Source organism: Hamadaea sp., from assembly GCF_013362815.1.
GTDB lineage: Bacteria > Actinomycetota > Actinomycetes > Mycobacteriales > Micromonosporaceae > Hamadaea.
Genome location: NZ_JABFVK010000015.1, coordinates 193,294 through 219,461, shown reverse-complemented (window position 1 = coordinate 219,461; position 26,168 = coordinate 193,294). Strand labels below are relative to the sequence as shown.

The 26,168-nt window shown below is 68.4% G+C and carries 23 protein-coding genes and 1 pseudogene; 19 read left to right on the top strand and 5 right to left on the bottom strand.

From position 1 onward, the window contains the following. The first annotated feature begins 336 nt into the window (after positions 1-336). The 16 genes and pseudogenes from HOV77_RS09570 to HOV77_RS09495 all read left to right on the top strand — a co-directional run bounded on the left by HOV77_RS09570 (position 337) and on the right by HOV77_RS09495 (position 18,245). Positions 337-1,593, top strand: coding sequence for a geranylgeranyl reductase family protein (locus HOV77_RS09570; RefSeq protein WP_290860609.1), 1,257 nt, complete (start codon positions 337-339; stop codon positions 1,591-1,593). A gap of 17 nt (positions 1,594-1,610) precedes the next feature. After that, positions 1,611-1,976, top strand: a complete 366-nt coding sequence (locus HOV77_RS09565) for an NADH-quinone oxidoreductase subunit A (protein WP_290860413.1) — start codon at positions 1,611-1,613, stop codon at positions 1,974-1,976. Between the two features lie 15 nt (positions 1,977-1,991). Further along, on the top strand, positions 1,992-2,651 hold the full coding sequence (locus tag HOV77_RS09560) for an NADH-quinone oxidoreductase subunit B (protein ID WP_290860411.1): 660 nt from the start codon (positions 1,992-1,994) through the stop codon (positions 2,649-2,651). After that, on the top strand, positions 2,648-3,340 hold the full coding sequence (locus HOV77_RS09555) for an NADH-quinone oxidoreductase subunit C (RefSeq protein ID WP_290860409.1): 693 nt from the start codon (positions 2,648-2,650) through the stop codon (positions 3,338-3,340). Before HOV77_RS09560 ends, HOV77_RS09555 begins: the two co-directional genes overlap by 4 nt. Further along, positions 3,340-4,668: an NADH-quinone oxidoreductase subunit D gene (locus HOV77_RS09550; RefSeq protein WP_290860407.1), complete on the top strand. Its 1,329-nt coding sequence runs from the start codon at positions 3,340-3,342 to the stop codon at positions 4,666-4,668. Before HOV77_RS09555 ends, HOV77_RS09550 begins: the two co-directional genes overlap by 1 nt. After that, positions 4,668-5,339 (top strand): annotated as a pseudogene (nuoE, locus tag HOV77_RS09545) (NADH-quinone oxidoreductase subunit NuoE); the annotation flags it as partial. The gene HOV77_RS09550 and the pseudogene nuoE, both read left to right, overlap by 1 nt. A gap of 26 nt (positions 5,340-5,365) precedes the next feature. Continuing rightward, positions 5,366-6,667 carry an NADH-quinone oxidoreductase subunit NuoF gene (gene nuoF / locus HOV77_RS09540; RefSeq protein WP_290860405.1) on the top strand — a complete coding sequence of 434 codons (1,302 nt, stop codon included), beginning with the start codon at positions 5,366-5,368 and terminating at the stop codon, positions 6,665-6,667. Then, entirely contained in the window at positions 6,667-9,147 is a 2,481-nt protein-coding gene (locus HOV77_RS09535; protein ID WP_290860403.1) for an NADH-quinone oxidoreductase subunit G, read from the top strand. The genes nuoF and HOV77_RS09535 overlap by 1 nt, the downstream gene beginning before the upstream one ends. Further along, positions 9,144-10,505, top strand: coding sequence for an NADH-quinone oxidoreductase subunit NuoH (gene nuoH, locus HOV77_RS09530; protein ID WP_290860401.1), 1,362 nt, complete (start codon positions 9,144-9,146; stop codon positions 10,503-10,505). The genes HOV77_RS09535 and nuoH overlap by 4 nt, the downstream gene beginning before the upstream one ends. 1 nt (position 10,506) lies before the next feature. After that, positions 10,507-11,043 (top strand): NADH-quinone oxidoreductase subunit NuoI, encoded by a 537-nt coding sequence (gene nuoI / locus HOV77_RS09525; RefSeq protein WP_363259927.1) that lies wholly within the window; start codon positions 10,507-10,509, stop codon positions 11,041-11,043. Next, positions 11,040-11,816, top strand: a complete 777-nt coding sequence (locus tag HOV77_RS09520; RefSeq protein WP_290860399.1) for an NADH-quinone oxidoreductase subunit J — start codon at positions 11,040-11,042, stop codon at positions 11,814-11,816. The genes nuoI and HOV77_RS09520 overlap by 4 nt, the downstream gene beginning before the upstream one ends. A gap of 5 nt (positions 11,817-11,821) precedes the next feature. Beyond that, complete coding sequence (nuoK, locus tag HOV77_RS09515) at positions 11,822-12,121, top strand: NADH-quinone oxidoreductase subunit NuoK (RefSeq protein ID WP_290860397.1); 300 nt, start codon at positions 11,822-11,824, stop codon at positions 12,119-12,121. 7 nt (positions 12,122-12,128) lie between these two features. Then, the gene (nuoL, locus tag HOV77_RS09510) at positions 12,129-14,009 is read left to right on the top strand and encodes an NADH-quinone oxidoreductase subunit L (protein WP_290860396.1); all 1,881 of its coding nucleotides are present in this window, start codon (positions 12,129-12,131) and stop codon (positions 14,007-14,009) included. Positions 14,010-14,022: 13 nt separating this feature from the next. Then, positions 14,023-15,558, top strand: a complete 1,536-nt coding sequence (locus tag HOV77_RS09505; protein WP_290860394.1) for an NADH-quinone oxidoreductase subunit M — start codon at positions 14,023-14,025, stop codon at positions 15,556-15,558. Next, positions 15,558-17,102: an NADH-quinone oxidoreductase subunit NuoN gene (gene nuoN, locus HOV77_RS09500; RefSeq protein ID WP_290860392.1), complete on the top strand. Its 1,545-nt coding sequence runs from the start codon at positions 15,558-15,560 to the stop codon at positions 17,100-17,102. Before HOV77_RS09505 ends, nuoN begins: the two co-directional genes overlap by 1 nt. 183 nt (positions 17,103-17,285) lie before the next feature. Continuing rightward, positions 17,286-18,245: a polyprenyl synthetase family protein gene (locus tag HOV77_RS09495; protein WP_290860607.1), complete on the top strand. Its 960-nt coding sequence runs from the start codon at positions 17,286-17,288 to the stop codon at positions 18,243-18,245. A gap of 6 nt (positions 18,246-18,251) precedes the next feature. On the opposite strand, the gene HOV77_RS09490 is transcribed toward HOV77_RS09495, so the two are convergent. From HOV77_RS09490 to eccE, 4 genes are all read right to left on the bottom strand, one after another. Further along, on the bottom strand, positions 18,252-19,055 hold the full coding sequence (locus tag HOV77_RS09490) for a helix-turn-helix domain-containing protein (protein WP_290860389.1): 804 nt from the start codon (positions 19,053-19,055) through the stop codon (positions 18,252-18,254). A 129-nt stretch (positions 19,056-19,184) separates the two neighbouring features. Beyond that, complete coding sequence (rarD, locus tag HOV77_RS09485; RefSeq protein ID WP_290860387.1) at positions 19,185-20,090, bottom strand: EamA family transporter RarD; 906 nt, start codon at positions 20,088-20,090, stop codon at positions 19,185-19,187. 48 nt (positions 20,091-20,138) lie between these two features. Next, on the bottom strand, positions 20,139-20,516 hold the full coding sequence (locus HOV77_RS09480) for a phage holin family protein (RefSeq protein WP_290860385.1): 378 nt from the start codon (positions 20,514-20,516) through the stop codon (positions 20,139-20,141). A 59-nt stretch (positions 20,517-20,575) separates the two neighbouring features. Then, positions 20,576-22,291, bottom strand: a complete 1,716-nt coding sequence (eccE, locus tag HOV77_RS09475) for a type VII secretion protein EccE (RefSeq protein ID WP_290860382.1) — start codon at positions 22,289-22,291, stop codon at positions 20,576-20,578. 291 nt (positions 22,292-22,582) lie between these two features. On the opposite strand from eccE, the gene eccB reads away from it, so the two are divergent. The 3 genes from eccB (at position 22,583) to HOV77_RS09460 (ending at position 24,770) form a co-directional block, all read left to right on the top strand. Next, positions 22,583-23,992 carry a type VII secretion protein EccB gene (eccB, locus tag HOV77_RS09470; protein ID WP_290860380.1) on the top strand — a complete coding sequence of 470 codons (1,410 nt, stop codon included), beginning with the start codon at positions 22,583-22,585 and terminating at the stop codon, positions 23,990-23,992. 143 nt (positions 23,993-24,135) lie between these two features. Beyond that, positions 24,136-24,456: a WXG100 family type VII secretion target gene (locus tag HOV77_RS09465; protein WP_290860378.1), complete on the top strand. Its 321-nt coding sequence runs from the start codon at positions 24,136-24,138 to the stop codon at positions 24,454-24,456. 17 nt (positions 24,457-24,473) lie between these two features. Further along, positions 24,474-24,770, top strand: a complete 297-nt coding sequence (locus HOV77_RS09460; RefSeq protein WP_290860376.1) for a WXG100 family type VII secretion target — start codon at positions 24,474-24,476, stop codon at positions 24,768-24,770. Positions 24,771-24,955: 185 nt separating this feature from the next. Here HOV77_RS09460 and mycP read toward each other — a convergent pair whose 3' ends face one another. Continuing rightward, complete coding sequence (mycP, locus tag HOV77_RS09455; protein WP_290860374.1) at positions 24,956-26,167, bottom strand: type VII secretion-associated serine protease mycosin; 1,212 nt, start codon at positions 26,165-26,167, stop codon at positions 24,956-24,958. Position 26,168 lies beyond the last annotated feature (1 nt).

Below are 26,168 nucleotides of genomic sequence, written 5' to 3'. Positions count from 1 at the left end.
GGGAAACCTCGGTGGCGGGTTCGGTGACGAACCGGTTCGGGTGGCCGATCTTGAAGCGGCCGCCGCGTGTGTTGAGCCGAGGAAAGAATTCCGAGCTGAGAAACGGTCAGTCAACTTAGTCGGTCGTCCACAGTGTGAAATACGCATTCCGCACGAATCAGACAGGCGTTCCGAGCGGCCTGGATCTTGACCTGCTGAAACGAGACCCAGCTCACTAGTAAGGGCAACCTAAGTCACACGCGTTCACAGAAGCGGTACTAGAGTGCGCCTGAGCCGAGCTTGTGAAGAGTTTCACGAGCGTGTTGAGCGGTGGAGGTGACCGTGGCCACGACTGATATGAACGCCGACGTCATCGTCGTCGGCGCGGGTCCGGGCGGCTCGGCCGCCGCCTACCACCTCGCCCGGCACGGTGCGAGCGTCCTGTTGCTGGAGAAGACCGAGTTCCCCCGGGAGAAGGTCTGCGGCGACGGTCTGACCCCCCGCGCGGTCAAGCAGCTGATCGACATGGGCGTGGAGACCAGCCCGGACCAGGGTTGGCTGCACAACAAGGGACTGCGGGTCATCGGCGGCGGCGTACGCCTCGAACTGGACTGGCCGGAGCTCGCGAGCTTCCCCAACTACGGCTTGACGCGTACGCGGATGGACTTCGACGACCTGCTCGCCCGCCAGGCGGTGGCGGCCGGCGCGAAGCTGATGGTCAACACCAACGTGACCGGGCCGCTGCTGGACGCGTCCGACCGAGTCGTCGGGGTGACCGCGAAGACGCCGGAGGGCGAGGTCGGCTACCGGGCTCCGCTGGTGATCGCGGCGGACGGCGTGAGCGGGCGTTTCCCGCTGTCGCTGGGCCTGGCCAAGCGGGAAGACCGCCCGATGGGCGTGGCAGTACGCCGCTACTACCGCAGCCCGGCCAAGCACGACGACGACTACCTGGAGTCCTGGTTGGAGCTGCGCAGCCGGGAAGGCGGCGACAAGCTGCTGCCCGGCTACGGCTGGATCTTCGGTATGGGGGACGGCCGGGTCAACGTCGGCCTCGGCGTCCTCAACAGCTCCGTCGCGTATGGCAAGACCAACTATCGCCAGCTGCTGCTCGACTGGATGGGCAGCACCCCCGAGGACTGGGGGATGCGGGACGAGGCCAACGCCGACGGCCCCATCATGGGCGCGGCCCTGCCGATGGGCTTCAATCGAACGCCGCACTACACGCGGGGCGTACTGCTCGTCGGGGACTCCGGCGGCATGGTGAACCCCTTCAACGGCGAAGGCATCGCGTACGCGATGGAGTCGGGCGCATTGGCCGCCGAGATCGTGACGCAGGCGCTCGCCCGGCCCGAGGGACCGGACCGCGAGCGCGCCCTGCAGGCGTACCCGCAAGAGCTGAAACTCCGCTACGGCGGGTACTACCGGCTCGGCGGGATGTTCGTGAAGCTCATCGGAAATCCGCAGGTCATGAAGCTTGCGACGAAGCACGGCATGCCGCATCCGACGCTGATGCGCTTCGTTTTGAAGCTGTTGGCCAACCTCACCGACCCACGCGGCGGCGACGCGATGGATCGGATCATCAACGGTCTGAGCCGGGTAGCCCCGGCGGTGTAGGGAAGGGACGTCGAGCAATGTCGCTCTCGCCATACGTACCGATAGTCGGGCTCTTCGCCCTCGCGGCGGCGTTCGCCCTCTTCTCGGTGGTGATCGCGCCGTTCGTCGGTCCCCGCCGCTACAACAAGGCCAAGCTCGACGCCTACGAGTGCGGGATCGAGCCGACGCCGCAACCCATCGGCGGTGGGCGCTTCCCGGTCAAGTTCTACCTGACCGCGATGCTCTTCATCGTCTTCGACATCGAGATCATCTTCCTCTACCCGTGGGCGGTCAGCTTCGACAAGCTGGGCGTCTTCGGCTTCGTGGAGATGGTTCTCTTCATCGGCACGGTCTTCATCGCGTACGCCTACGTCTGGCGGCGCGGCGGCCTGGACTGGGACTAGGGGACAGGGCGAGCCATGGGTATCGAGGAGAAGCTGCTTCCGAACGGGGTCCTGCTGACCACCGTGGAGAAGCTGGTGAACTGGTCGCGGAAGGCGAGTTTCTGGCCGGCGACCTTCGGCCTGGCCTGCTGTGCCATCGAGATGATGGCGACCGGCGCCGCTCGCTACGACCTGGCCCGGTTCGGCATGGAGGTCTTCCGGGCCTCGCCGCGGCAGGCCGACCTGATGATCGTGGCCGGCCGGGTCAGCCAGAAGATGGCCCCGGTCCTGCGCCAGATCTACGACCAGATGCCGGAGCCGAAGTGGGTGCTCTCCATGGGCGTCTGCGCTTCCAGCGGCGGCATGTTCAACAACTACGCGATCGTGCAGGGCGTGGACCACGTCGTGCCGGTCGACATGTATCTGCCCGGCTGCCCGCCGCGCCCGGAGATGCTCATCGACGCGATCCTCAAGCTGCACGAGAAGGTCATGGCCGAACCGCTGGGTGACCGGCGCGCGAAGTCGATCGAGGCGAAGATCGCCGAGGGACGCGGCCCGATCGTCAAGCCCGGCTCGATGCCCTCCAGCTACCGCTACGACAAGGCGAAGCGGGCCGCGTGGGAGAAGGCGGTCGCCGAGGGTACGGAAGAGCAGCTGCGCATCTCGAACTGGATGCAGCGGGAGGTTGCGAAATGACCGACTCTGTCAGCGGCGGCCGTGGTCTGTTCGGTGTCAGCGGAAGCGGCGACACCTCAGGCTTCGGCGGCCTCGTACGCCGGACGCGCGTGCCCGCGTCGCTCGGCCGCCCGGTCGGGGTGGAGGAGTTCGACGAGGTCCTCGACGGCCTGGCCGAAGCCCTGAGCGGCGGCGAGCGTACCGAGGACGAGGTCGAGCCGGCCTTCGCGTCGTTCGACGAGGTGATCGAGCGGATCGTGGTGGACCGCGGCGAGCTGACCCTCCACGTCAAGCCCGAGGCGATCGCCGACGTCTGCCGGACGCTCCGCGACGACGAGGGACTCCGGTACGAGCTGTGCTCCTCCGTGTCGGGTGTGGACTATCCCGCCCAGGACCGCCGGCTGCACGCCGTCTACCACCTGACCTCGATGACCTACCGCCGGCGTATCCGGCTGGAGTGCGCGGTCAGCGCCGAGGACCCGCACCTGCCGAGCGTCACCGAGGTCTACCCGACCGCCGACTGGCAGGAGCGGGAGACCTACGACATGTTCGGGATCGTGTTCGACGGCCACCCCAACCTCACCCGGATCCTCATGCCGGACGACTGGGAGGGCCACCCACAGCGCAAGGACTACCCGCTCGGCGGTGTGCCGGTCGAGTACAAGGGCGCCGAGATTCCACCGCCGGACCAGCGGAGGGCGTACAAGTAATGACTGGCTACGACACTTACGCGCCGGAGCGCGAGACCACTCAGGGCAAGGTCTTCACCGTTACCGGTGGCGACTGGAACGACGTGGTCAGCGGCGTGGACCCGATCCATGACGAGCGGATCGTGGTCAACATGGGTCCGCAGCACCCGTCGACCCACGGTGTGCTGCGGCTCGTCCTCGAGCTCGAAGGCGAGACGGTCACCGAAGCCCGTACCGTCATCGGCTATCTGCATACCGGGATCGAGAAGAACCTCGAGTTCCGCACGTGGACCCAGGGCACGACCTTCGTGACCCGGATGGACTACCTCGCCCCGATCTTCAACGAGACGGCGTACTGCCTCGCGGTGGAGAAGCTGCTCGGCATCACCGAGGACATCCCGGAGCGGGCGACCACGATCCGGGTCCTGATGATGGAGCTCAACCGGATCTCCTCGCACCTCGTCTGGCTGGCCACCACCGGCATGGAGCTGGGCGCGCTGTCGATGATGATCTACGGCTTCCGCGAGCGGGAGTTCGTCCTCGACATCTTCGAGCTCATCAGCGGCCTGCGGATGAACATGGCGTACGTGCGGCCCGGTGGTGTGGCCCAGGACGTCCCGCCCGAGGCGATCAAGAAGATCCGCGAGCTCCTCGACTTCATGCCCAAGCGCATCAAGGAGTACGAGGACCTGCTGTCCGGCCAGCCGATCTGGTTGCAGCGTACGCAGGGAGTCGCGGTCCTCGACGTCACCGGTTGCCTGTCTCTGGGCATCACCGGCCCGGTCCTCCGGAGCGCCGGCCTGGCCTGGGACCTCCGGAAGACGCAGCCCTACTGCGGGTACGAGACCTACGAGTTCGACGTGCCGACGCAGCCCGAGGCGGATGTCTACGCGCGGTATCTCGTCCGCATCAACGAGATGCGCGAGTCGCTGAAGATCATCGAGCAGGCGCTGGACCGGCTCAAGCCCGGCCCGGTCATCGTGGCGGACAAGAAGATCGCGTGGCCGGCGCAGCTGGCCGTCGGTCTGGACGGCATGGGCAACTCGCTCAACCACGTCGCGAAGATCATGGGTCAGTCGATGGAGTCGCTGATCCATCACTTCAAGCTGGTCACCGAGGGTTTCCGGGTTCCGGCCGGCCAGGTCTACATCCCGGTCGAGGGTCCGCGCGGCGAGCTGGGCGCGCACGTCGTCTCCGACGGCGGCACCCGGCCCTACCGGGTGCACTACCGCGAACCCAGTTTCGTGAACCTGCAGGCCATCCCCGCGATGGCCGAGGGTGGCCTGCTGGCCGACGTGATCGCCGGCGGGGCCTCGCTCGACCCCGTCATGGGAGGGTGTGACCGGTAATGAGTGGTTTCTCTACCGAGACCTACGCGCGGGCGAAGGAGATCATCGCCCGTTACCCCGAGGGGAAGCAGCGGTCCGCCTTGCTGCCCCTGCTGCACCTGGTGCAGAACGAGGACGGCCACGTGTCGCCGGAGGGCGTCGCGTTCTGCGCCGAGCAGCTGGGCCTGACCAAGGCCCAGGTCGGCGCGGTGGCGACGTTCTACACGATGTACAAGCGCCGGCCCACCGGCGAGTACCTCGTGAGCGTGTGCACCAACACGATGTGCGACGTCCTCGGCGGTCAGTCGATCTTCGACGCGCTCAGCGACCACCTCGGCGTCGGCCACGACGAGACGACGCCGGACGGCAAAATCACGCTGGAGCACGCCGAGTGCCTGGCGGCCTGCGACTACGGCCCGGTCGTCACCGTCAACTACGACTTCGTGGACGGTCTCGACCCCGAGTCGGCGGTGCGGTTGACCGAGGATCTGGCCGCCGGACGCCCGGTGCAGCCCAGCCGGGGCGCGCGACTGTGCTCGCTCAAGGAGATGGCGCTGCAGTTGGCGGGCTTCGCCGACGAGCGCGACGGCGCGGTCGCCGACGGCCCGGCCGGCGAGCCGACCCTGCGGGGCGTCAAGCTCGCCCAGCAGTACGGGATCAGCCCGGCCGGCTTCGACCTCAACACGCCGATCCCCTCCGCGGCGAACGGAGCAAAACAGTGAGTGTCTTTGAGAAGCTCACCCCCGTCCTCACCAAGCGCTGGCTGTCGCCCGACGCGTGGCGTCTCGACGTCTACGAGCAGCTCGACGGGTACGCCGCGCTGCGCAAGGCGTTGCAGGTGCACCCGGACGACCTGATCGCGTTGGTGAAGGACTCCGGTCTGCGAGGACGCGGCGGTGCCGGGTTCCCCACCGGCCTGAAGTGGGGCTTCATCCCGCAGAACGACGGCAAGCCGCACTACCTGGTGATCAACGCCGACGAGGGCGAGCCGGGGACCTGCAAGGACCTGCCGCTGATGACCTACGACCCGCACGCGCTGGTCGAAGGCGCGATCATCGCCTCGTACGCCATCCGCGCCAACCGCGCCTTCATCTACATCCGCGGTGAGGCCGTCCACGCGGCGCGCCGGCTGCGGCACGCGGTGCAGGAGGCGTACAAGGCGGGGTATCTGGGGCAGAACATCCTGGGCAGCGGCTTCGACCTCGATCTCGTCGTCCACTCCGGCGCGGGTGCGTACATCTGCGGCGAGGAGACGGCGCTGCTGGACTCGCTGGAGGGTATGCGCGGCCAGCCCCGGCTGCGGCCGCCGTTCCCGGCGACCCACGGCCTGTACGCCTGCCCGACCGTGGTGAACAACGTCGGCACCATCGCCAGCGTTCCGTACATCGTGCTGGGCGGCGCGGCCTGGTGGAAGACGATGGGCACCGAGAAGTCGTCGGGTCCGATGATCTACTCGCTGTCCGGCCGGATTCAGCAGCCGGGTCAGTACGAGTGCTCGCTGGGCATCACCCTGCGGGAGCTGATCGAGCTGGCCGGGGGCATGACGCCCGGACACAATCTGCGGTTCTGGACGCCGGGCGGCTCGTCGACGCCGCTGCTGACCGCCGACCACCTCGACGTCCCGCTGGACTTCGACAGCGTGGCGGCGGCCGGGTCGATCCTGGGCACCACGGCGACCCAGATCTTCTCCGATCAGGACTGCCCGGTCTATGCGACCTACCGGTGGCTGGAGTTCTACCACCACGAGTCCTGCGGCAAATGCACTCCGTGCCGCGAGGGCAATTACTGGATGGTGCGGGTCTACCGCCGCATCCTGTCCGGTCAGGGCTCGCACGAGGACCTGGACACCCTGCTCGACACCGCCGACAACATCCTGGGCCGCTCGTTCTGCGGTCTCGGCGACGGCGCGACGAGCTCGGTGACCAGCTCCCTGCAGTACTTCAAGCAGGATTACCTGGACTACATCGAGGGCCGGAAAGCGCCGAAGCTCTCGGAGAAGGCATTGGCAGGTGCCCACTGATGACTTCAGCTGAGGTAGCGAAGAACACCGACGAGGTCACCCTCACCATCGACGGCATCGAGGTGACCGCGCCGAAGGGCACGCTGCTCATCCGGGTCGCCGAGAAGATGGGCGTCGAGATCCCCCGGTTCTGCGACCACCCGCTGCTCGCCCCGGCCGGCGCGTGCCGTCAGTGCCTGGTCGAGGTGGAGGGCCAGCGCAAGCCGGTCGCCTCTTGTGCGCAGACCGTCGCCGACGGCATGGTCGTGCGTACGCACCGGACCAGCGAGGTGGCCAAGAAGGCCCAGGCCGGCATCATGGAGATGCTCCTGATCAACCACCCGCTCGACTGCCCGATGTGCGACAAGGGCGGCGAGTGCCCCCTGCAGAACCAGGCGATGAGCACGGGCCGGACGGACTCGCGGTTCCACGAGCACAAGCGTGAGTACCCGAAGCCGATCAACATCTCCAGCCAGGTGCTGCTCGACCGCGAGCGCTGCGTGCTCTGCCAGCGCTGCACCCGGTTCTCCGAGGAGATCGCCGGCGACAAGTTCATCGACCTGATGGACCGTTCGTCCGCCGAGCAGATCAACGTCTACCGCGACGAGTTCTACGGCGGCGAGGGCGACGGCGTCGGCCTGGACGAGGGTGATGAGCCGTTCAACTCTTACTTCTCCGGCAACACCGTGCAGATCTGCCCGGTCGGCGCGCTGACCGGCGCGCAGTACCGGTTCCGGGCCCGGCCGTTCGACCTGGTCTCCTCGCCGAGCGTGTGTGAGCACTGCTCGGCCGGCTGCTCGCAGCGGACCGACCACCGGCGCGGCAAGGTTCTGCGTCGGCTCGCCGGTGAGGACGCGCAGGTCAACGAGGAGTGGAACTGCGACAAGGGCCGCTGGGGCTTCCAGTACGCCACCGCGTTCGACCGCCTTACCACCCCGTTGGTACGCGATAAGGAGACCGGCGAGCTGCGTTCCGCCAGCTGGAGCGAGGCGCTGACGGTCGCCGGGGAAGGCCTGCGGGCCGCCCGGGACGGCGCGTACGGCGTCGGCGTGCTGACCGGCGGCCGGTTGACCGTCGAGGACGCGTACGCCTACGCGAAGTTCGCCCGGGTGGCGTTGCAGACCAACGACGTGGACTTCCGCGCTCGCCCGCTGTCGGCGGAGGAGGCGGACTTCCTCGCCTCGAACGTCGTCGGCGAGACCTCGGTGACCTACGCCGATCTGGAGAAGGCGAAGCACGTCGTCCTGGTCGGGCTGGAGCCCGAGGAGGAGTGCCCGATCGTCTTCCTGCGCCTGCGCAAGGCGGTCAACGGCAAGCGACTGCGGGTCACCGGCGTCGCCCCGTACGCCACGCGCGGCCTCACGAAGCTGTCCGGCACGCTGGTCAGCGCGGTCCCGGGTGAGGAGCCCGACGCGCTCGACCGGATCGTCGGCGTCGACGCGGAAACCGTGATCCTCGTGGGAGAGCGGCTCGCCACGGTCGCGGGCGGCTTCTCGGCCGTGGCTGCTTTCGCTGCGCGTACCGGTGCGAAGGTGGCCTGGGTGCCACGGCGCGCCGGTGACCGCGGTGCGGTGGACGCGGGCTGCCTGCCGAACCTGCTGCCCGGTGGGCGGCCGGTGGCCGACCCCGCGGCCCGCGCCGAACTGGCTCAGCTGTGGGGCCTGGAGCCGGGCGTGATCTCGAGCCAGGCGGGCAAGGACACCGACGCGATGCTGGCGGCGGCCGCCGCCGGTCGGCTCGGCGCGCTGGTCGTGGCCGGCGTGGACCCGGGCGACCTGGCCGATCCCGCGCTGGCCGAGCAGGCGCTGGCGAAGGTCGGCTTCCTGGTCAGCCTGGAAATCCGCGCGACCGCCGTGACGCGGCACGCCGACGTGGTGCTGCCGGTCGCGACGACCTCCGAGAAGGCGGGGTCCTTCGTGGACTGGGAGGGCCGGCTGCGCCCGTTCGACCAGGTCTTCGAGTTCACCACCACGCAGGGCGGACGGCAGGCGGCGGCGATGATGGCCGACGCCCGGGTGCTCGACGCGCTCGCCACCGAGCTGGGCGTCTCGCTCGGCACGGCGGACGTCACCGCGGTACGCCAAGAGCTGGGCAGCCTGCCCGCGACGGCGGCGGACAAGCCCCTGGCCCCGACGTACGCCCCGGCCGCCCGCCCGGCGGTCGCGCCCGGGACGGCGATCCTCAGCTCGTGGCACTACCTGCTGGACAACGGCAGCCTGCTCGACGGCGACGAGGTCCTCATGGGCACGGCGCGGCCGAGCGTGGCGCGGCTGGCCAAGGCGACCGCGACCGCGCTGGGCGTCGCCGACGGCGACCCCGTCACGGTCAGCACCGAGCGCGGCTCGGTGACGCTGCCCGCGCTCATCACCGACATGCCCGCGGACGTCGTCTGGGTGCCGGCGAACTCGCCGGGCTCGACGGCGAACCGGACGCTCGGCGCCCACTCGGGCGCGGTCGTCACGGTGGCCGCCGCAAACACCGCCGCTGGAGGTGCGCAGTGATCCTCGCCCAGGATCCGACCCTCGAGGACTTCGGCCATGATCCTTGGTGGCTGGTTCTCATCAAGGTCGTCGCGGTCTTCGTCTTCCTCGTCGTGATGACGCTGTTCGCCATCTGGTACGAGCGGCGAGTCGTGGCGCGGATGCAGGTCCGGCCCGGTCCGAACCGCAACGGTCCCTTCGGTCTGCTCCAGTCCCTCGCCGACGGCCTCAAGCTGGCCTTCAAAGAGGACATCATGCCGAAGCTCGCCGACAAGGCGGTGTTCTTCATCGCCCCGGTGATCTCGACGGTGTGCGCGTTCACGGCGTTCGCGATCATGCCGTTCGGCCCGATGGTCTCGATCTTCGGCACCAAGACGCCCTTGCAGCTCACCGACATCCCGGTGGCGGTCCTGCTGGTGCTGGCCTGCTCCGGCATGGGTGTGTACGGCGTGGTGCTCGCGGGTTGGGCCAGCGGCTCGACCTACCCGCTCCTCGGCGGCCTGCGTTCCAGCGCCCAGATGATCTCCTACGAGGTCGCGATGGGCCTGTCGATCGTGGCGGTCTTCATGACGGCCGGGACGATGAGCACCTCCGGGATCGTGGCCGCCCAGGCCGGCGGCACCAAGGTGCACTTCCTCGGCCTCGACCTGACCGCCCCCAGCTGGTACGCACTCCTGCTGCTGCCCAGCTTCGTGATCTACTTCGTCTCCGCCGTCGGTGAGACCAACCGGGCCCCGTTCGACCTCCCCGAGGCCGAGTCGGAGCTGGTCGGCGGTTTCCACACCGAGTACTCGTCGCTGAAGTTCGCACTGTTCTTCCTCGCCGAGTACATCAACATGGTGACGGTCTCCGCGCTGTGCACCACGCTCTTCCTGGGCGGATGGCGCGCGCCGTGGCCGATCAGCCTCTGGGACGGCGCGAACTCCGGCTGGTGGCCGCTGCTGTGGTTCACCATCAAGGTCCTGCTGCTGCTGTTCGTCTTCGTCTGGCTGCGCGGCACGCTGCCCCGGCTGCGGTACGACCAGTTCATGCGGTTCGGCTGGAAGGTGCTCATCCCGGCCAACCTGATCTGGATCCTGGCTCTGTCCGGCATCAAGACGCTGCAGAACAGCAACACCTCGCGTACGCAGACGCTGCTGTGGCTGGGTGGGGCGCTCGTCGTCCTGATGGCCGTCGCGCTGCTGTGGCCGTCGAAGAAGGAGACGACCCCGCTGACCCTCGCCGAGCAGGTCGAGCAGCGTCCGGCGGGCAGCTTCCCGCTGCCGCCGCTGGACCTGGTCGTGCCGGTCAACCCGCGGGCGAAGCGGATCGCGGCCGACCGCAGTGCGGCCGGGACCGACAACGACCAGCCGGTGGGTTCCGGCGCGAAGGAGGCGTGAGATGGGTGCCTTCACCGGAATGGCCAAGGGCTTCGGGGTCACCTTCTCGCACATGTTCAAGAAGGTCGTGACCACGGAGTACCCGGAGAAGCCCGACGCGACCGCGCCGCGCTTCCACGGCCGGCACGTCCTCAACCGGCATCCGGACGGCCTGGAGAAGTGCATCGGGTGCGAGTTGTGCGCCTGGGCCTGCCCGGCCGACGCGATCTACGTGGAGGGTGGCGACAACACCGACGAGGCCCGGTTCTCCCCGGGCGAGCGGTACGCCAGCATCTACCAGATCAATTATGCCCGGTGCATCTTCTGCGGCCTGTGCATCGAGGCGTGCCCGACCCGTTCGCTGACCATGAGCAACGAGTACGAGCTGGCCCGCGACGACCGCCAGGCGCTGATCTTCACGAAGGAGCAGCTGCTCGCGCCGCTGCTGCCGGGGATGGAGCAGCCGCCTCACCCGATGTACCTGGGTGAGACGGAGAAGGACTACTACCTGAGCGGCCCGACGAACCCGGGCGTCTCGGTGGGAGCTGAGGGGCGATGACTAGCGCACTCCAACTGGCCGTGGCGGCCGGTGAGGTTGCGACCTCGGAGAAGGTCGTCTTCTTCATCCTGGCCCCGATCGCGCTCATCGGCGCGATCGGCATGGTCGCCAGCCGCAACGCGGTGCACTCCGCGCTGTGGCTGGTGCTGACCATGCTCTGCCTCGGCGTCTTCTACATCGTGCAGGCCGGGCCATTCATCGGCATGACGCAGATCATCGTCTACACCGGCGCGATCATGATGCTCTTCCTCTTCGTGCTGATGCTCGTGGGCCGAGACGCCTCGGACGCCGTGATCGAGACATTGCGCGGTCAGCAGACCGCCGCGATCATCCTCGGTGTCGGCTTCGCCGGGCTGCTCGGCACGGGGCTGCTGCGGGTGGTCTCGAAGCTGACGGTGACCGGCCTGGACGAGGCGAACGCCAAGGGCAACGTCCAGGGCCTCGCGTCGCTGCTGTTCACCAAGTACGTCTTCGCCTTCGAAATCGCGAGCGCGCTGCTCATCACCGCCGCCGTCGGCGCGATGCTGCTGGCGCACGTCGAGAAGCGCAAGGAAGACAAGATCAGCCAGCCGGAGATGATGCGGGCGCGGTTCGCGCCGGGCAACTACCCCGGTCCCAAGCCGGGTCCGGGCGTGTTCGCCACGTCCGACTCGGTCGCCACTCCGGCGAAGCTGCCGGACGGTACGCCGGCCCAGCGCAGCATCTCGCCGATCCTGCCGACTCGGGAGCTCACCGCCGCCGAGGTCGCCGACAAGCACACGGAAGGCCGGTGATCTAGATGACTCCGATGTGGTACATCGTGCTCGCGGCGGCGTTGTTCACCATCGGCGCGGTGGGCGTGCTCATCCGCCGGAACGCGATCGTCCTGTTCATGTGCATCGAGCTGATGCTGAACGCGGGCAACCTCGCGCTGGTGACCTTCAGCCGGATCAACGGCTCGCTGGACGGCCAGATCATGGCGTTCTTCTCCATGGTCATCGCCGCGGCCGAGGTCGTGGTCGGCCTCGCCATCATCATGGCCATCTTCCGCACGCGACGCTCCGCCAGCGTCGATGACGCGAACTTGCTGAAGTACTGAGGTCGCAATGCAGACACTGATCACCCTGGTGGTGGCGATCCCGGCGGCCAGCGCGGCATTCCTGCTGCTGTCGGGCAAGCTGACCAACAAGTGGGGACACTGGCTCGGCGTAATCGCGACGGCGACGTCGTTCGTGCTCGGCCTGATCGCTTTCATCCGCCTCGCCGACCTGCCGTCCGACGACCGCTCGGTTCAGGTCCACCTATGGGACTTCATCCAGTCGGGCAAGCTCGACGTCGGGTTCGGTCTCCTCTTCGACCCGCTGTCCGCGGTCTTCGTGCTGCTGATCACCGGCGTGGGATCGCTCATCCACTTGTACGCCGTGGGCTACATGGCGCACGACGAGGGACGCCGCCGCTTCTTCGGGTACTTCAACCTGTTCGTCGCGGCGATGCTCCTCCTGGTGTTGGGCAACAACTACGTGATGCTCTACCTCGGCTGGGAGGGCGTCGGTCTGGCGTCGTACCTGCTGATCTCGTTCTGGTACAACCGGAACTCCGCGGCGACCGCCGGCAAGAAGGCCTTCCTGATGAACCGGGTCGGTGACGCGGGCTTCGCCCTCGGCATCTTCCTGATGTTCCTCACCCTCGGGACGACCGACTACGACAAGGTCTTCGCGGGTGTGGGCGGGCTGGCCGCCGGCACGGTTCTGATGATGGGCCTGCTGCTCTTGTTGGGCGCGACCGGCAAGTCCGGTCAGTTCCCGCTGCAGTCCTGGCTCCCGGACGCGATGGAAGGCCCGACCCCGGTCTCCGCCCTCATTCACGCCGCGACGATGGTGACCGCCGGTGTTTACCTGATCGCGCGGTCCAACCCGATCTTCTCGGCCAACCACACGCTCCAGACGGTGGTCGTGAGCGTCGGTGCGCTGACGCTGCTGATCGGCTGCATCATCGGCTGCGCCAAGGACGACATCAAGCGCGTACTGGCGTGGTCGACGGTCAGCCAGATCGGCTACATGTTCCTCGGCGTCGGACTCGGTGGCGCGGCGTACGCCCTGGCCATCATCCACCTGCTCGCGCACGGCTTCTTCAAGGCCAACATGTTCCTCGGCGCGGGTTCGGTCATGCACGGGATGAACGACCAGACCGACATCCGCCGGTTCGGCGGGCTGGCCAAGTACATGCGGATCACCTGGCTGACCTTCATGATGGGCTGGCTGGCGATCATCGGCATTCCGCCGCTGTCCGGCTTCTTCACCAAGGACCCGATCATCGAGGCGGCGTTCAACCGTCCCGGGTGGACGGGCTGGCTCTACGGCGGCGCGGCGCTGCTGGGCGCTGGTCTGACGGCGTTCTACATGACTCGATTGTTCGTACTCACCTTCCACGGGCCGAAGCGCTGGACTGAGGACATTGAGCACCCGCATGAGTCGCCGGCGATCATGACGATCCCGCTCATCTTCCTGGCGATCGGCTCCATCGTGGCCGGTTTCCTGATGAAGACCAGCGTCCTCGACTGGCTCACTCCGGTGCTCAACCCGGAGGGCGTCGAGGATGAGGTCCACCGGATCAACGCGACCGAGGGTGCACTGCTCTCGGTGGCCTTCACCGTCATCGGCGCCGGCTTCGCGTACCTGTTGTTCCGCCGGGGCACCGCGCTGGTCGAGCAGCCCGCGGGCCCGGTCGTCACCGCCGCCCGGAACAACCTGTACGCGGACGCCTTCAACGTGGCGGTCTTCGAGAAGCCCGGCCGCTGGCTCACCCGGGGCCTGGTCTTCCTCGACAACCGTGGCGTGGACGGCCTGGTGAACGGCCTGGCGGCGCTGGCCGGCGGCGGTTCGGGCCGGCTGCGGCGGCTCCAGAACGGTTTCGTGCGCTCCTACGCGCTGTCCATGCTCACCGGCGCGCTCGTGATCGTGGGCGCGTTCTTGATGGTCACGCTCTGATGGCGAGGTTCTGATGTACCTGTCGATCATGACGGCGGCACCGCTGGCCGGTGCGATCGCGGTAGCTTGCCTGCCGCGTAGCCGCGGTGCCTTGGCGAAGCTGATCGCGCTGGTCGTGTCGCTGGCCGTCCTCGTCGTCGCGGTGGTGGCCTGGTTCAAGTTCCAGCCGGGCGGCGACCGTCTGCAGCTGACCGAGAGCTACACCTGGATCCCGTCCTGGGGTGCCCGCTTCAGCTTCGGCGCGGACGGCATCGCCCTGGTGATGCTCGGCCTGATCGCCCTGCTGGTGCCGCTGGTGATCATCGCCAGCTGGAACCACGCGGAGCAGGACAGCCGCCGCTCGGTCCCGGCGTTCTTCGCGCTGCTGCTGTTCCTCGAGGGCTCGATGATCGGCGTCTTCGCCGCCACCGACGTCCTGCTCTTCTACGTGTTCTTCGAGATCATGCTGGTCCCGATGTACTTCCTGATCGGCTCCTACGGCGCGGACGTGCCGCAGAAGCAGCGGCAGTACGCGGCGGTGAAGTTCTTCCTCTACTCCCTCGTCGGCGGCCTGTTCATGCTGGCCGCCGTCATCGGGCTGTGGGTGCTGGGCGGGCACACCTTCGACTGGCAGACGCTCACGAGCGTGGAGTTCTCCCGGGGTGCCGGCCGCTGGATGTTCCTCGGGTTCTTCCTCGCCTTCGCGATCAAGGCCCCGTTCTTCCCGTTCCACACCTGGCTGCCGGATGCCGGTGGGGCCGCCCCCGCCGGGGTCGCCGCGCTGCTGGTCGGCGTCATGGACAAGGTCGGGACGTTCGGCATCCTGCGGTACTGCCTGACGCTGTTCCCGGAGGCGTCGAAGTACTTCGCGCCGCTGGCGATCACGCTCTCGGTCGCCGGCATCCTGTACGCCGCACTGCTGGCGGTCGGCCAGAACGACCTGAAGCGGCTGGTGGCGTACACGTCGATCGCGCACTTCGGCTTCATCGGGGTGGGCATCTTCGCCTTCACCACGCAGGCGGCCACCGGAGCAGTGCTTTACATGCTCAACCACGGGCTCGCCACCGGCCTGCTCTTCCTCGTCGTCGGCATGCTGGTCTCCCGGCGCGGCAGCGCCGCGATCAGCGACTTCGGCGGGGCGGGCAAGCTGGTTCCGGCGCTCGCGGGGGTCTTCTTCTTCGCGGGGATGGCCTCGCTGGCCCTGCCCGGGCTGGCCCCTTTCGTCTCCGAGTTCCTGGTGCTGATCGGCACGTTCACGGTCAACAAGACGGCGGCCGTGATCGCCACCGTCGGCATCATCCTCGCGGCGGCGTACGTGCTCTGGATGTTCCAGCGGACCATGCAGGGCACGCTCAACCCGAAGCTGACCGAGGTCAGCGGACTGCGTAAGGACATCTCGAAGCGGGAGATCCTGGTCGTGGCGCCGTTGATCGCGCTGCTGCTGCTTCTCGGCTTCTACCCGAAGCCGGTCCTCGACGTGATCAACCCCGCGGTGTCGGTCACGCTGCAGCAGGACCTCGGCGTGCAAGACCCAGCACCGACCCACTCCACGACTGAGGCGGGCAAGTAATGGACAACCTCACTCTGCCGCACCTGAACTACGCGGCACTGGCGCCGATGCTGATCCTGTTCGGCGCGGCGTGCGTCGGGATCCTCGTCGACGCCTTCGTGCCGCAGAAGGGGCGCTACGGCGTACAGCTCGTCGTGGCACTGGTCGGCCTGGTCGCCGCGTTTTTCGCGATCATCGCCCGGATCGGCAAGGTGACCGCCGAGAACGCGGTCACCGCCGGGGGCGCGGTCGCGGTGGACAAGGCGGCGCTGTTCCTCCAGGGCGCGATCGTCGTGCTCGGCGCGGTGGCGCTGCTGCTCATCGGTGAGCGCAGCCTGGAGCGCGGCGGCCCGTTCGTCGCCCAGGCCGCGATCACCGTCGGCTCCGAGGCCGACCAGCAGCAGGCCAAGAACGCGAGCGGGGCGACCGAGACTTTCCCGCTGGCGCTGTTCTCGCTGTCCGGGATGATGCTCTTCGTCGCGGCCAACGACCTGCTGACGATGTTCATCGCGCTGGAAGTGTTCTCGCTGCCGCTCTACCTGCTCTGCGCGCTGGCCCGCCGCCGGCGGCTGCTGTCGCAGGAAGCCGCGCTCAAGTACTTCCTGCTCGGGGCGTACGCCTCGGCGTTCTTCCTGTTCGGCTTGGCGCTCCTCTACGGGTACGCCGGTGGCGTGGGCTTCGCCCAGATCCACGCGGCCGCCCAGGAGGGCAAGAACCCCGGCGTCCTCCTGTACGCCGGGCTTGCGCTGCTCTCCATCGGTCTGCTCTTCAAGGCCGCGGCTGCGCCGTTCCACGTCTGGACGCCGGACGTCTACCAGGGCGCCCCGACGCCGATCACCGCCCTGATGGCGGCCTGCACCAAGGTCGCCGCCTTCGGCGGTCTGCTGCGGGTGCTCTACGTCGGCTTCGACCGCGTCGAGTGGCAGTACGCCCCGGTGGTGTCGGCCGTCGCGGCGCTCACCATGATCGTGGGGGCGATCCTGGCGGTCACGCAGACCGACATCAAGCGGCTCCTGGCGTACTCGGCGATCGCCAACGCCGGGTACCTGCTGGTCGGCGTGATGGGCAGCGACAAGGACGGGCTGTCGAGCGTCATGTTCTACCTCGTCGCGTACGGGTTCACGGTGATCGCGGCGTTCGCCGTCGTGACCCTGGTCCGGGACGCCGACGGGGAGGCGACGCACCTGTCGCGCTGGGCCGGACTGGGCCGGCGGTCGCCGTTCTACGCCACGGTCTTCACCGTGATCCTGCTGTCCTTCGCCGGCATCCCGCTGACCAGCGGCTTCACGGCGAAGTTCGCGGTGTTCTCGGCGGCCGGCGGCGGCGACCAGTCGTGGCTGATCATCGTCGGTGTGGTGAGCAGCATGATCCTCGCGTTCCCGTACCTGCGCGTGGTGGTGATGATGTGGCTCTCCGAGCCCGGGGAGTCCACACCGTCGGTGTCGATCCCGGGCGCTCTGACGGCGGCCGCGCTCGTCATCGGCGTGGTGATCACCATCGCGGCCGGTGTGGTTCCGCAACCGCTCATCGAACTGACCACCAACGCCGCGAGTTTCGTCCGCTGAGCACACTCAGCGGCGAGCTGACCCGCGATACGCGTCCGCCCCCAGGGATGATCGACTGATCACGCCCGGGGGCGGACGCGTACGGGCGGGGGCATGCTGGACCGGGGACGGGGATATGACAGGGTGGGGGACGTGGTGAACACGGCTGGTGGACGTACGGGGCTCGGCATCCCCGACTCCGAGTTGGAGTCGGAGGTCACCGCTTCGCTCGTGCGGGTGGAGGATCGCATCGTCGAGGCGGTGGACAGTGCCGACCCGTTCGTGGCGGAGGCGGCCCGGCACCTGCTCGACGCCGGGGGAAAGCGGTTCCGGCCGCTCCTGGTCATCCTGACCGGCTACTTCGGCAAGCCCGATCCGGACCGGATCGCCGACGCCGGGGCGGTCATGGAGCTCACGCATCTCGCGACGCTGTATCACGACGACGTGATGGACGAGGCGAAGCTGCGGCGGAGCGCGCCGAGCGCCAATGCCCGCTGGGGCAACTCGCTGGCCATCCTGGTCGGCGACTATCTGTTCGCGCGCGCGGCCGAACTCGCGGCCAACTTGGGCACCGAGGCGGTCAAGCTCCAGGCGCAGACCTTCGCCCGGCTCGTGCACGGCCAGATCGCCGAGACCATCGGCCCGCGCGACGCCGACCCGATCGACCACCATCTGCGCGTACTGGCGGAGAAGACCGGTTCGTTGATCGCGACCTCGAGCCGGCTCGGCGCGATGGTGTCCGGGGTCGAGGAGCCGCTGCTCGGCGCGCTGAGCGAGTACGGCGAGACCATCGGCATCGCCTTCCAGCTCTCCGACGACCTGCTCGACATCGCGAGCGAGTCCGCGCAGTCCGGCAAGACGCCGGGCACGGACCTGCGCGAGGGCGTGCCCACGCTGCCCGTCCTCTACGCGCTCGCAGACGACGACGCCTCGCCCGACGCTCAGCGGCTCCGCGAGATTCTCGCCCTCGGCCCGCTCACGGACGACGCGATCCACGCGGAGGCGCTCGGTCTGCTGCGCGACTCGGCCGCGCTCAAGCGCGCCCGACAGACAGTCCACGGGTACGCAGAAAGAGCGCGCGACGCCTTGACGGCGCTACCGGACGTGCCCGCGCGGGCGGCCTTGGCCGCATTGTGCGACGCCGTGGCGGACCGCAGCAACTGACCGGCGTCAGAAGGTGATCGGGGTCGGCGCTCCCGTCTGAGCGAGCGCCTCCCGCAGGTGCTGGGCGGTCTGCTGCAAGCGGGTCCGGACCAGCGCCGCCTTCTTCTGCAGGTCGGCGGCGGGAGTCGCACACGCGATCACATACCGCTGATGCTCGTCGCGATGCGTACGGATGAGCACGGAGCCACAGGCCATTTCCGGCCGGTACTGCGCGATCTCGATCTGCATGCCGAGCCGCTCTCCCCGGGCGAGGTCGGCTTCCAGCGTCGGCACCGAGACCAGGGTGTTGCGGGTGAATCTTCGGAGTCCGGACAACTCCAGGTAACGGCGGCGCTGCACTGGGTTGAGCGTGTTGAGCAGAGATTTGCCCAGTGCGGTCGCGTGCGCGCCCTCGTCGAAGCCGGGGACCAGATCCTCGACGTAGGGGGAGTTGCGGCCCTCGGCGACGGCGGTGATCACGATCCGCTTGTCGACGAAACTGCCCAGGAAATGGCTGTACCCGGACTCCCAGGCGGCCCGCCGGAGCACCTCGCCGACGGCGCTCGGCCCACGGAAGGCGTTCACCAGCTCCCGGAAGCGGTCGGCGACCTCCAACCCCGTCGTGTACGCCCCGTCGGAGAGCCGGGTCAGATATCCCTCGTAGTGCAGCGTCCGGACCAGGTGGTACGCACTGGTGGCGCTCATGTCGCAGCGACTGGCGATCTGTTTGACCGACAGCCCGTTCGGTTCTCGTCCGACCGCCTCGAGGATCCGAAGTGCCCGGGAGACGCTCTGTACGAGGTTCGGAGGTTCCGCCCGGGGCTCACGCATGGCCGCTCCTCAATCACGTTCGGTGACATCGGCTTCCGGTCTTCCACAATAGGCGGAAACCCGCGTGGCAGTCGACGCCCCAATGAGAGGAGAGGGTCGACCGCCGCGCGGTTTGGTGCGAATAGCCGGTTAGGCAGGTCCCTGTTGGGCTTGCAGCGCGAGGGATCGTTGGCGGCTCAGCTGCGCGAAGCTGTCGAAGGTGAAGATGCCCAGCGCGAGCCAGACCAGGGCGAAACCGATCCAGCGGGCGGTCGGCATCGGCTCGTGGAACCAGAAGACACCCAGTCCGAATTGGATGATCGGGCCGACGTACTGGAGCATTCCGATGCCGTACAAGGGAATCCGGTTGGCCGCTCCGGCGAACAGCAGCAGCGGAACCACCGTGGCGAGACCCGAGAACACGAGCAGGAACGTGTGTACGCCACCGGCAGTCCCGAACGAGCCGTGCCGCAGCGTCGCGAGGTAGATCAACGCGGGCAGCGCGAGGGTTGCCGACTCCAGCAGCAGGCCGTCAGCGGGCGGTAGTCCCACCCGCTTCTTGACCAGTCCGTAGAGGCCGAACGAACAAGCCAGCGTCAAGGCGATCCAGGGAAGCCGGCCGTAGTCGACGGTGAGCACGACGACGGAGATCACCCCGACCGCCACCGCGAGCCACTGCCCACGTCGCAGGCGCTCGTGCAGTACGCCGACGCCGAGCATGATGACGACCAGCGGGGTGATGAAGTACCCCAGTGCCGTCTCCACCACCCGTGAGCTGTTGACGCCGTAGATGTAGGTGCCCCAGTTGAGGCCGATGAGCACGGCCGCGAGCGCCATCGCCGCCAGCCGCTTCGGCTCACGCCGGAGCGCAGCGACCGCCCGCCAGCGACGCAGGACCGTGATGATGATCGCCACGGTCGCCAGGGACCACACCACACGATGGGCGAGGATCTCCACCGCCCCGGCCGCCTGGAGGTGCTTGAAGTAAAGGGGGAAGAACCCCCACATCACGTACGCCCCGAGGCCGAGGAGGTAGCCGCGCCGGACTTCGTTCACGAGGCCAACCCTAAGCCCGTTGCGTACGCGATGATCACCAGGGGATTGTCAGTCTTTCTTGTCCGGGATCGCGAGGTTGATGGCCCAGCTGATGAGCCCGACGATCAGCGCGCCGAGGATGGCCGACCACACGCCCTCGACCTTGAACGGCAGTCCGAGCTGCTGTGCGATCCAGCTGGTGAGCAGGAACAGCAGGCCGTTGACGACGAGCGCGATCAGGCCGAGGGTGAATACGTAGAAAGCACAGCCCACGGTCTTGATGATCGGCCGCAGCACCGCGTTGATCACGCCGAAGATCGCGGCGACCGCGAGGAGCGTGCCGATCTGCCCGAGGACGGAGTCGGTGTCGAGCTTGATGCCGCTGACGAGAAGCGTCGCGATCCACAGTGCGACGGCGCTGACACCGAGCCGGAGGAGGATGCCCATCCGCGCATCGTGCCATAAGCCCGCACAACCGGCGATACCCAAGTTCGCGGCAAACTGGCTCAGTTCAACAACTGCTGCTCCATCGGCGCGGTTCCGAGCGAGGCCCACCGCACCGAACGGCGATGCACCACGCCGATCAGTCCGGGCACCGGGCGGCTGAGCGCCTCGCGCTGATTGTCGCTGAGACCCAGGACGGAGACCGCGAGCGCAGCCGCGTCGGCCGTCGTGGGCTGCAGCAACGCGAGGTCGACGTGGCCGAGGGCGTCGATGTCCACAGGGGACAGATCCTCCCGGACGACGAGAGTCGTCTGCCACGGGTGACCGGCGGACCGGTCCGCGCCCACCGGGCCGACGTCGACGACCATCATCAGCGGCCGCAGCTGAGTCGCCGGGGGCACCGCGAGCGGCTGCCCGGGGGCGACGATGGCGAGGGAGTCGTTGGGGCCGCCCAGATTGCGGAAGAACCGCTCCCAGGCCGGCGGGCGGGCCGTCTGCACCACGACTCGGGCGCCGAGCGCCAAGGCCCGGAGCGTGAGCAGCTGAGCCGACTGAATGCCGCCGACGAGCATCGCGCGGGTGGCCAGCGGACGGAAGATGCGGATCGACACCGGCTCACGACGCCGGTTGGGCCCGATCATCAGACCGGCCGAGCCGATCGGCGTACGCATGGCGGTGAGCGGGACGGCCGCCCGGGAGATGCCGTGCTCGATCTCGGTCGGCATGTCCGCCGGAGCCGAGCCGCCCAGCGGCAACGAATCGCAGAGCCCTTCGAGGTGCTCGCCGTCGAGGCGGTGCGCGGCGGCCCGGTCGGCCCCCAGCGCGCGATGCAGCGCGGTGTCGGCCTGCGCCAGTCCGGCCGCGTCGGCGGCGGTCACCCGCACCACCAGGTCGGTACGCATCTCGGCGGCCTCACCGGCGGTCCACGGCCCGGCGGTCAGGCTGACCGTCACCGCCCGGGCCGGAATCGCCATCAGCCGCGGGACGAGATCGCGGGCGGCCTCGGTACGCAGATCGGGCCAGCGGCGTACGCGGTAGCAGGCGTGCAGCAGACCACCGGCGGTGACGCCCGACCACGCCTCCCGAACCGGGTTGGCTCCGTCGTGCGCGGCCAGCTCCAGCACGGCACGCAGAGCGGCGTCGTCGTCGAGGATCCGGCTCGGGATGGTGTCCAGCTTGCGGCGTACCTTCCGAATCGCCCCGCTGAGCGCACGCCGCAGGTCGGCTTCCTCCCAGCCTTCGGCCGACGGCACGTGCACCGCGACGAGCAGGCGCTCCGAGGCGGGCAGCCGGCCTTCGGTGAGTTGCCGGTACGCCTGGGCGGGCGCACCCGGCCCACTGACCGGGACGGAAGCGTAGACGAGCTGTACGCGGAAGCGCGGCGTGTTCGGCGCGGGCGGCGGCAGCAGCCCGGCGGGCGAGGGCACCGAGAGCAGGCCGCTCGGCAGCAGGGTGTCGTCGCCGATCTCCAGGACGGCGGTGAGCCCCTCGTCGTAGGAGATCACCGCGCCCGGCTCACCGTCGAGCTCCATCATATCGACGAGCGCGCCCGGCCGGATGAACTGCAGGAGCGCGGCGGCGTCGGAGCCGGGCGCGAGGCTGCGGCGGTGCGTGCGGTAACTCAGCCAGATGCGCATCCACTGGAACAGCCACCGGCCGCGCAGCCGGGCCCAGGCCAGCACGATGAGGGCGGCCGCGACCACGGCCAGGCCGACGGTGGCGAGCACGCCCCAGATCAGCCCGCCGAGAAGCAGCGCCACGGCCAGCTCGGTGGCCACGATTTGACCACTGTGGACACGGTTGGGATTGCCACGCCGTCGCTGGCCCCCGGTAACCGTCGGCTGAAGGGACGTCGGTGAATGCACCACGCCGACCGTCATCCGGTTCGCCTCCCCTGGTTCGCCCGCCCCGGCCGGACCGGTCGGCGGGTGATCGTCGCCGACGCATCGAGGTGGGTCGGCGGCATGTTCCTCCGGCCGCCTATCCTAACGGGCGAACGCTTCGCGTGAGCCGCCGGAAGTTCACCCCGTCGGACTGCAGGACGGGCTCACGTCACTTGGGGAGGGACGATGCCGTCGAGGCAGGATCAGCTGCATTCGTATCAGTTCTCCGTCCAGCGCGTCGTGTCGGCGCTGGTGATGCGGGAGACCGACCCGGCGCAGTTCCCGTTCCGCAGAGTGACGGTCGCCGGATTCGCCAGCTTGATGATTGGTGTCGTGCTGATCGCCGGATTCGGGGTGTACGCCCTGTTCACCGGGGGCGCGTCCGATTCGTGGAAGCAGAAGGACGGCGCCGTTCTGCAGGAGAAGGGCACCGGCGCGCACTACGTCCTGCGCGACGGCGTGCTGCACCCGACCCTGAACCTCGCCTCGGCCCTGTTGTACGCGGGCGGCAACAGCCGGTCGGTCATCGAGGTCAGCGCGAAGTCTCTGGCGACCGTGCCGCGCGGGCCGATGGTCGGCATCCCGGACGCGCCGGATTCGGTGCCGACCGCCGACCGCCTCGTCAACAGCACGTGGACGGTATGCACCCTGCCCGTGGCGGACGCGGCGCCCGACGAGTCCGGGCAGCGGTCGCTGCTGGCCGTCGGGAACCTGCTCGGCGTGGCCGACGGCGGCACTGCGCTGACCGAGGAGACCGGGATGGCGGTGAGCGTACCGGGGGACGACGACGCCTGGCTGATCTGGCGGCAACGTCGCTTTCTCGTCAAGAACGTCAGCGCAGAGGCGTTGTCGGCGCTCGGCATCAACCAGGACCCGAAGCAGTTGCCGAAGGTGGACCGGGCTTTCCTCAACGCGTTCCAGCAGGGCGATCCGATCCAGGCCCCCGCCGTGTCCGGTACGCCCCGTGACCCGTCCGGCGTCGGCTCTTACCTGGTCGGCGACGTGCTCCGCTTCCCCGGTACGGCGAGCGACCGGTACTTCGTGGTGTCCAAGGACAACCTGCAGGAGATCACACAGGTGCAGGCCGCGCTGATCGCGCCGCTGGTGTCCCCGCCGACCATCCAGGAGCTGCCGAAGAACCTCGGCAAGAGTCTTGTCCCGCAGGGCGACGGCGCGCCGCCGGCCAAGCCGGTCAAGGGCATCGACCGAGGCGACGCCGCGATGTGCGCCACCGCTGCGGACGACTCCGGCTTCACCTCCGTCCGGTACGGGGTTCCCGTGCCGCCGGTCGAGGGCTTGATGCGTACGGCGGGCAAGAGCGCCAAGACGAGCGCTCCGCTGGCTGACTACGTCTCCGTGCAGGGCGGCCGCGGCGTACTGGTCGAGGGTTACACAGTGGCTAAGACGTCCAGCGGCGTCGTGAGCCTGGTGACCGACGCGGGCCAGCAGTTCCCGCTCGGTGACGAGGGAGCGTTGGCTCCGTTGGGATTCACCGGGGTGACGACTTCGAAGATGCCGGTGAGCCTCGTCGCCTTGCTGCCGCAGGGCCCGGAACTCAGCAAGACGGCGGCGTCCACGCCGGTGACTCTGGGCTGACGTGCTGTTCAGCTCAGTTGATGGAGTTATCCACAGGGGGTGGCGTCGCTTGTTGGAGACGGCTACCGTTCTGCGCAGTGCGTCGATCGGACGAAAGGTCGACGGTGGGGACCCGTATTTTTAGACAGGGAGCGGGGTGACACATGTCCCAGACGGCAGCACAAACCGCGTTCATGGAGACGACTGCCAGCAAGTTCGAGGCCACCAACAATGAGCTTCAGAGCATGCTGCGGACGCTGATGGGCAACCTGGAGATTCTCCAAAAGGGTTGGCAGGGCGCCGGTGGCCGGTCGTTCCAGCAGGTCAAGGAGCAGTGGAACCAGGACCAGGCCAAGCTGCAGCAGGCGCTGCTCGAGACGGCGAGCGCGATTCGCGACTCCGGCAAGAGCTACGCGAACACCGACTCGGAGTCGTCGAGCCGGATGAACAACGTCAACCGCGGCGGCATCAACCTGTCGCTCTGACCTGGGGAGGTTCAGAAATGTCCGACGACAGCCTTGTCGTAAATTTCGCCTCGATGCAGCAGGCGGCCGGTGACATCGGTTCCGCGATCGCCAAGCTCAACGGCTCGCTCGACACGCTCGAGTCCGACGCCTCGAAGCTTGTGCACACGTGGGAAGGTGACGCGCAGGAGGCCTACTCGCGTCGTCAGGCGCAGTGGCGGGCGGCTTCGCGCGACCTCTCGCAGATGCTCCAGGACATCAAGGGAGCGCTCGAGGAGTCGGCGTCGCACTACCACTCGACCGAGAAGAAGAACACCGGCCTCTTCGCCGGCTGAGCTTCTTCGACGGCTCGACGGCTGAGCCTCGAACCGAAACGGCGGCAAGGACCACCAAGGTCCTTGCCGCCGTTTGGCATTTGCGCTCGCCGCCGATGGCACTGCGTGTGATCTGTCCCACCTGGACAGTCGACACGAATTGTGCCTACTTTCGACAGTCTCTATCGTCCGGCGGAGCGAAGCTGTCACTCGGCCGGACGCCACCGCCGCCGCGAGCCGTTGAACACGATCGACGAGCTGAGCAGGATGATGACGGTCAGCGCGACGCCGCCCAGGGCCAGCCACAACGCCAGTGCCTTGCGGTCGGCCGCCCGCTCCTTGGCCGCCACGATCTGCGGGTCCTCGCTCTTCAGCGGCATCGGCGGGTTCTTGTACGCCGCTCCGAACCCCGGCAGCTCGGTGACCGCCCGAACCGGATCGACCACGCCGGCCCCATAGGACTTCGAGTTCTTGCCACCGGGCGAAGGGTCGGCCGTCGCCTGGATCTGGTTCACGATCTGGCTGGCGGTCCACTTCGGGTGCGCCTGCTTGAGCAGTGCGACCGCGCCGGCGACGACCGGAGCGGCGAAGCTCGTGCCCACCACCTCGGTGTAGATGCCCGGAGTCCAGGCGGTCAGAATGCCGCCTCCCGGAGCCGTGACGTCGACGAACGATCCCTTGGTGGAGTTCTCCCAGAGCAGGCCGTTCCGGGAGATCGCACCGACTCCGAGGACTCCCGGTAGGTTCGCCGGAAAGCTGTCCGTGGCCGTTTTGTCGTTGCCGACCGCGGCGACGACGACCACGTTCTGGTCCAGCGCCCGCTGAACGGCGTCCGCGAAGACCTTGTGCTTGTCCGGCTTCGCCTCGCCGTTCAGGTACGCGAACGAGATGTTGATGACGTCGGCGCCTTCGGCCACCGCGTAGTCGATGGCAGCGGCGATCTTGCCGTCGTCGGTCTTCCGGCCGTTGTCGTTGTTGCCGCCGACGGTCTCGTTGACCCGGATGGGCAGGATCGACGCGCCCGGGGCGATCCCCCGGAAGCCCGCCCGGGCGTTACCGGCGATGAGCGACGCGACCGCCGTGCCGTGCCCGCGGCAGTCTTCGGTGCCCTTCGTCGCTCCGCCGCTTTCGAGGAAGTCCCGGCCGTTGCTGAGCACCTGGCCTTTGAGCGCGGGATGCGAGGCCTGTACGCCGGAGTCCAGCACCGCCACGGTGACGCCACGGCCGTCGGACGTCCCGGGCAGCCGCCCGAGCCCGAACCGGGCCAGCATCCAGTTGCCGCCGTCGTCCTTGGGCGGTTCCGTGACGGGTGCCTGGGACGTGTTGACGCCTCCGCAGTTCGCCAACGCGGGCGCGGCCGGCGCCACGACCATGGCGGCACCCAGTAGCGACACCGTCGCGATAGTGCGCAACCTCATC